At 48.7% G+C, this 5991-nt stretch carries 9 protein-coding genes; 4 read left to right on the top strand and 5 right to left on the bottom strand.

Features of this window, described 5'->3' with window-relative positions:
• Nucleotides 1-118: GTP-binding protein (locus tag P8P30_08175; GenBank protein ID MDG1287523.1), on the bottom strand; the 118-nt coding region annotated here is incomplete at its 3' end.
• 192 nt (nucleotides 119-310) lie between these two features.
• Between P8P30_08175 and P8P30_08170 the strand changes: the two genes are divergently transcribed.
• From P8P30_08170 to P8P30_08160, 3 genes are all read left to right on the top strand, one after another.
• Entirely contained in the window at nucleotides 311-724 is a 414-nt protein-coding gene (locus P8P30_08170) for a DedA family protein (GenBank protein ID MDG1287522.1), read from the top strand.
• 159 nt (nucleotides 725-883) lie between these two features.
• The gene (gene thyX / locus P8P30_08165; protein MDG1287521.1) at nucleotides 884-1816 is read left to right on the top strand and encodes an FAD-dependent thymidylate synthase; all 933 of its coding nucleotides are present in this window, start codon (nucleotides 884-886) and stop codon (nucleotides 1814-1816) included.
• Nucleotides 1817-1908: 92 nt separating this feature from the next.
• A complete protein-coding gene (locus P8P30_08160; GenBank protein MDG1287520.1) occupies nucleotides 1909-3183 on the top strand; it encodes a calcium-binding protein in 1275 nt (424 codons plus the stop codon).
• Here P8P30_08160 and P8P30_08155 read toward each other — a convergent pair.
• Both P8P30_08155 and P8P30_08150 read right to left on the bottom strand, forming a co-directional pair.
• Nucleotides 3180-3965 (bottom strand): phosphotransferase, encoded by a 786-nt coding sequence (locus tag P8P30_08155; GenBank protein ID MDG1287519.1) that lies wholly within the window; start codon nucleotides 3963-3965, stop codon nucleotides 3180-3182. The two genes, P8P30_08160 and P8P30_08155, sit on opposite strands and share 4 nt — an antisense overlap.
• Before the next feature lie 26 nt (nucleotides 3966-3991).
• Entirely contained in the window at nucleotides 3992-4264 is a 273-nt protein-coding gene (locus P8P30_08150; protein MDG1287518.1) for a hypothetical protein, read from the bottom strand.
• 76 nt (nucleotides 4265-4340) lie between these two features.
• On the opposite strand from P8P30_08150, the gene P8P30_08145 reads away from it, so the two are divergent.
• Nucleotides 4341-5540, top strand: a complete 1200-nt coding sequence (locus P8P30_08145; protein ID MDG1287517.1) for a glycine C-acetyltransferase — start codon at nucleotides 4341-4343, stop codon at nucleotides 5538-5540.
• Nucleotides 5541-5603: 63 nt separating this feature from the next.
• Here the strand turns inward: P8P30_08145 and P8P30_08140 are convergent, their stop codons facing one another.
• Together P8P30_08140 and P8P30_08135 are read right to left on the bottom strand one after the other, a co-directional pair.
• Nucleotides 5604-5867 carry a hypothetical protein gene (locus tag P8P30_08140; GenBank protein MDG1287516.1) on the bottom strand — a complete coding sequence of 88 codons (264 nt, stop codon included), beginning with the start codon at nucleotides 5865-5867 and terminating at the stop codon, nucleotides 5604-5606.
• Nucleotides 5868-5892: 25 nt separating this feature from the next.
• Nucleotides 5893-5991, bottom strand: a 99-nt coding sequence (locus tag P8P30_08135; protein MDG1287515.1) for an IS1595 family transposase, incomplete at its 5' end; no start/stop codon positions are given.

Here is a 5991-nt window from a genome sequence, read left to right as displayed (position 1 = left end):
CAGATTCAGCCAAAACCTTCGTAATCGCAGCCGTCAACGAGGTCTTACCATGATCAACGTGACCAATCGTTCCAACATTTACGTGCGTCTTATTACGCTCAAACTTCTCTTTAGACATTTTTATGCTCCGTAGTATTTTGTCAAATTAGGGGAAGTGGCTATAGACGATAATTTAGGCCTTTTGTCAACAGATATAGTCACATTGCAAATAAGATTCTTGAGGAGGGGGCAGCAAGGCTGACCCGCCCCCAGCGCGGCGCAGCATTCTTTAAGTGAAAAGATAATCGAAGCACTTTATAGTGTATAGATAATGATAGCCCTCACCTCCTTATTCATCAGCGCTTTCGGCGCGGCAACCTTCTTGCCCATTCAATCTGAAATCCTCTTACTCGGATTAGCGCATGGGACAGAGCATTCGCACCTTCTATTATGGGCCGTCGCTACCATCGGTAATACGCTCGGCGCATTACTCAACTATTACCTCGGATGGCACCTTCCCCGCTTCGCTCACCGCAAATGGTTCCCTATTAAAGAAGTAAACATCCAAAACGCCAAACCGTACTATAGGAAATGGGGGAAATGGAGTTTGTTATTCGCATGGCTACCCATCATCGGCGACCCTCTTACGTTAATCGCAGGAGTTTTCCGGACGCCGCTAAAATGGTTCATACCGCTGGTCGCTTTTGGTAAGGGAGCACGATACGGGTTATTATTACTTTTCTAAAATGTCATTCCGAGCGAAGCACCGAATCTTATGAGCCTTCGTCGCTACACTCTTCAGGATGACAAAAAGCTTGCAAATAAATCTACATTTTGGCGTGACCCTCCTGTTTTTCACTGCTAGCATGCCTCCAAATTAAGAAAAAATGAGGGAGCACGCGCTATGACCGCATCCATCCAACAACAAGAAATTGAAGAAATCCGTGCTGAGAAGTTCGAAACGCGCCGCGCGACCGTGCCTGCAGTTGAAGAAATTCTCTACGAGCAAATCCCTGTTTTAGATCACGGATTCATCCGCGTCGTCGATTATATGGGTGATGATAGCGCTATCGTACAAGCCGCCCGTGTTTCTTACGGTAAAGGCACAAAGCAAGTCAGCAAAGATGCCGGCCTTATCCGCTACCTAATGCGCCACTGGCATACGACTCCGTTTGAAATGTGCGAATTGAAACTCCACGTAAAGCTTCCGATGTTCGTCGCGCGCCAATGGATTCGCCACCGCACGGCCAATGTGAATGAATATTCGGCACGCTACTCAGTGCTCGATCGTGAATTCTATATTCCGAACGAAGCGCAACTTGCTTCGCAAAGCACAATCAACAACCAAGGCCGCGGCGACACGCTCACCGGCGAAGAAGCAGAACAAGCCCTCAAATGGCTACGCGATGATGCAAACCAATGTTACGACCATTACCAAGCGATGTTGAACGAAGACCCAGCAGGGAACACGCTAGATGAAAGCAAGCAAGGTCTCGCACGCGAATTGGCTCGTATGAATCTACCTGTGAACGCCTATACCCAATGGTATTGGAAGATCGATCTTCATAACCTATTCCACTTCCTACACCTTCGTGCAGACCCGCATGCACAGTATGAAATTCGGGTTTATGCGGATGCGATTTTTGAAGTAGTCAAAAAGTGGCTCCCTATCGCTGCCCAGGCGTTCGAAGATTACCGTATGGGTGCGGCACATCTTTCCGCTCCCGGCGTAAATATTGTCAGTCGCATGCTCAAAGGTGAAGAAGTCACGCAAGAAACCAGCGGCCTTTCGAAGCGCGAATGGGGCGAGCTAATGACTACGCTTGAGATGGAATAAACTTCACCTCAACAACCCGTTAAAATGGCACGTTGTTTGCATTCCCTCTGGGAACGTAAATCACTTATAAATATCTAGGAGCACCCTTCATCATGGCCATTATCACCGGCACCACCGCAGCAGATACCTTAGTAGGAAGTGCCAACCCAGATATTATCCGCGGCGATGAAGAGGCCGATGTCATTACCGGCGGTGCAGGCGATGACATTATCTATGGCGCGCTCGCTTCTGTCGGCACGGTTGATGGGGCCGACACCATCGATGGCGGCAGCGGCAACGATATCATTTACGGTAACGCAGGCGCTGACGCGATCACCGGAAATCTAGGGCTCGATACCGTCTTTGGCGGCGGAGATAACGATACGATCGATTATACCGACGCAATCGATGCCGTGGAACTACAGGGCAATACTGGCAATGATATCATCACAGGCGGACGCGGGATCGATACACTACGCGGCGGCGATAATGACGATATTATTTTTGGCGGAGATGGTGACGACCTCATTTTCGGGGCGGGCGCATTCATTGGCTCTGTCGACGGTGCGGACACGATCAACGGTGGCGCAGGAAATGATACAATTTATGGCAATGCAGGCGATGACGTTTTCTTAATCTCCACCGGCAATGACATTATTTTTGGTGGCCTTGGTAACGATAATGCCAATTATGCCGGCTCTTCTGGACAGATAGACCTTCAAGGTAATGACGGTATTGACACCCTCATAGGCGGCACTCAGGCAGACTTTATCAAAGGCGGAACTGATGGTGACTTCCTTACCGGAAATGAAGGCAATGATACAATCTTTGGCGCAGGCTCGGCAGTCGACACACTCGACGGCGATGATGTTATTGATGGCGGTGTTGGCAATGATGAAATCCTCGGCAATGCCGGTGCTGATACTATCACAGGCTCTTCTGGGTTCGATCTCGTATTTGGTGGTATTGGAAATGACGTCATTGACTATTCCTCAAACATCGAAGGCAGTGTGCTCTTCGGCCAAGATGGTGATGATGTCATTCTTGGCAGCAATGGCGCCGACCTTATTGTAGGAGGTGCGGGGCTAGATCAACTGACCGGTGGCAATGGAGTCGACAGCTTCTTCTTCCAAAGCGCGAGCCAATCTGGCGATGGCAACATCGATAGAATCACCGACTTTGCCAATAGCTCATCCGTCGCCATTGACCGCGATATTATCGATATTAGCCAACTTGACTTTACCGGCATTCAGCAGGGCGAGGGATTAGGAACGGTTCTAGGATATGTCACCGATGGCTCAGACACGCTCATCAGCAGCGCCGATAACAGCTTTCAATTAGTATTAACCGGCACTCTTATACTGACGGACGAAGACTTCTTTTTCTAAAAGCCCTTAGCCTTCCCCATGGCGGGATTCACAAGGCGCATCGGATCAGACCTTTCGGCTTCTTGCGTCTTCTCGTCAACACCAAGCATGTCTTTGAAATTCGTTTTATCTAGATACTGCTGCAGGCTGGTTTGAATGTTCAAACCCGTGTCCAAATCAATATATAAATCAGGCTTCGTCTTTTCCAACCCGCTACGCAACGCCGTCACATAAAAGGTGCGCGACTGGATATATTCCGGCAAGGCCTTGACTTCATCTGCCGTTAGCGGACGTTTTTCATGATAGGATTTTAAGAATGCGGCAATTTTCTCTTCGTGCTTAGGAGGGATTTGATGCTGCAACTCTGCAATCACCACGGATTTTGAAATAAACGTCGCAAGGTCAAATAATAGCTCGCCATTTGGTTTCACTCGCTCCAAATCCAGCAAGGTCATCGACGTATCACCCTCAGAGAATAGAAAATTCTCAGGGCGTAAATCACTATGCATCAGCCCTTTCGGTAAATGACGAGTTTTATTCGCAACATTGGCATCTAACGCATCTTTAGACGCTTGATGTAGATTTTTCTCCGCCGCACCTAGACGCTTTAAATAATCACCGACGGCGTCATTGCGTGTCTTCGCTCCATCATGTTCAGGATTGCGATCTGCATCTGTTGGAAGGGTTATCTTCGCTTGCGCCGCATGAAATTGCGCAATCGTAGCAGCCGCCGTCGCAATTTGTTGTTCATTCAACGCTTGATGATATTGCCCACCATCAAATTCCGAGACTAATGCAGGCAACTGCTCATTCTTACCCTGACGGTACCCTAGATCTTAGGTACTTCAATCCCTGCTTCGGCTAACTCACGCTGCATATTTGCTTGGTAGGCCGGGGTATATGTATGGTTTTGATGGTTAAACAGGCTCACGACAACAGGCTTTTCGTGCCCCTCTAGCGTGACTTTCCAATTTTCGCGACTTCGCCCTAACGGCAAATACTCAGCATCCATGACCACGCCTGTGACATCCGCTTCGAGCAACGCATTCTGTAACGCTATTTTTTTCGCCTCAGATATTTGATCGAGGAATGCTTTCGTCATTGTATGTTAATTCCTAAAATGCTTTATTCAACACCATCATATATGAACAATATTACCAACAGATTAAGGTTATTTAATGACTCAATCACTTGATACCCAACTTGCCGCTGAACTTGACCGTATGCACTCCGAAGGCACAGCTAAGCAATTTAATCACCTAACCTCTCCGATGGCGGCGCAAGTCAGCATGGAGGGTAAAGGCGAAGTGTTGGTATTATCATCCAATAACTATCTTGGCTTATCCGATCACCCTGAGCTGATCAAAGCCGGCAAGCAAGCGCTGGATGAGTATGGCGCAGGCACGGCCTCCGTTCGCTTTATTTGCGGAACCTACGACATCCACCGCGATTTGGAAGTAGCCATCGCTCGCCTCCACCGCCAAGAAGCGTCGCTTTCTTATGTCGCCTGCTGGAATGCGAATACAGGGCTAATCCCCGCCATCGCTGGTAAAGACGATGTGATTATTTCCGATGCGCTCAACCATGCGTCCCTCATTGATGCGTGCCGCATCACCAAAGCCAAACGCATGATTTTCAAACATTCTGATATGCAAGATTTAGAGCGTTGCCTCAAAGAAGCGCAAGGCGCACGCCGTATTCTCGTCGTGACCGATGGCGTATTCAGCATGGAAGGCGATATCGTCAAATTACCGGAACTCGTCAAACTCTCCAAACACTATGGGGGCACAATCATCCTAGATGACTCACATGGCGTTGGCGTGATGGGCAAAAATGGTCGCGGCGTCGCCGAATATTTCGACCTGGAAAAAGAAGTGGATATCGTCACCAGCACACTCGGCAAAGCCTTGGGCGGGGCCGCTGGCGGATATGTCGCAGGCTCACAGGCGCTGATTGATTACCTCAACCAAACCTCGCGCCCGCAGCTCTTCTCAAACGCACTGCCAACGACCGTCGCTGCCAGCGCACTCAAAGCCATCGAGATTTTAGAAGCGGAACCTGAGCGTGTCGCTAAACTCCATGCCCTCACCGCCCGCATGCGGGATGGCCTCATCGCCCGCGGCTTCAAACCGCTCGACGGCCCAAGCGCAATTGTGCCGATCATCGTCGGCGAAACCAGCTTCGCCATTAAAATGAGCGCGGCGCTGCTCAAAGAAGGCATCTTCATCACCGGCTTCGGCTTTCCTGTCGTACCCGAAGGCGAAGCCCGCCTACGCATCCAAATCTGCGCGTCCCTCACCGAAGACCAAATCGATTTCGCCCTAGAGAAATTTGAGAAGGTCGGCAAAGAACTCGGCGTAATCCAGCAGGCAGCTTAAAAAGAAAAAAGCCCATCAACACTCAATGGTTAATAGACTTTTTAAAAAATTTCAAAAGAAGTTTTATCGATGAGGACGCCTTCCGGCACCTCCAGCGATATCTGCTTCTTTCATCTCTCTCCATTTTTGATACAACCCAAGACACCAGCCTAAAAAGACGCTGATTGAGATTGTCCAATCAAGTGGAAGAGTGAAGAAAAAGGCGGCAAGACCACCTATAACTAAAAAAACAATTCCCATAAATAATGGGAAACCCCATTCTTTGGGATCGACGGTGAGTAATGCAACGATTAACGCACCGGATGCAAAGCTGATTGCTACGATCATAATTAATAATTTTTGGGGCTGACACCTAATAATATTCTTTGAGCAACTTTTTCAGGTCTGCCAGTAAGTCACTTGGTGTGCCCATATTAAACCTCCACTCACATTCTTTCAAGAACAGATTAAA

Source organism: Rickettsiales bacterium, assembly GCA_029252805.1.
Classification (GTDB): Bacteria; Pseudomonadota; Alphaproteobacteria; order Rickettsiales; family JALZUV01; genus JALZUV01.
Note: the sequence above shows the minus strand (reverse complement) of the source record. Positions and strands in the feature narration are given on the sequence as shown.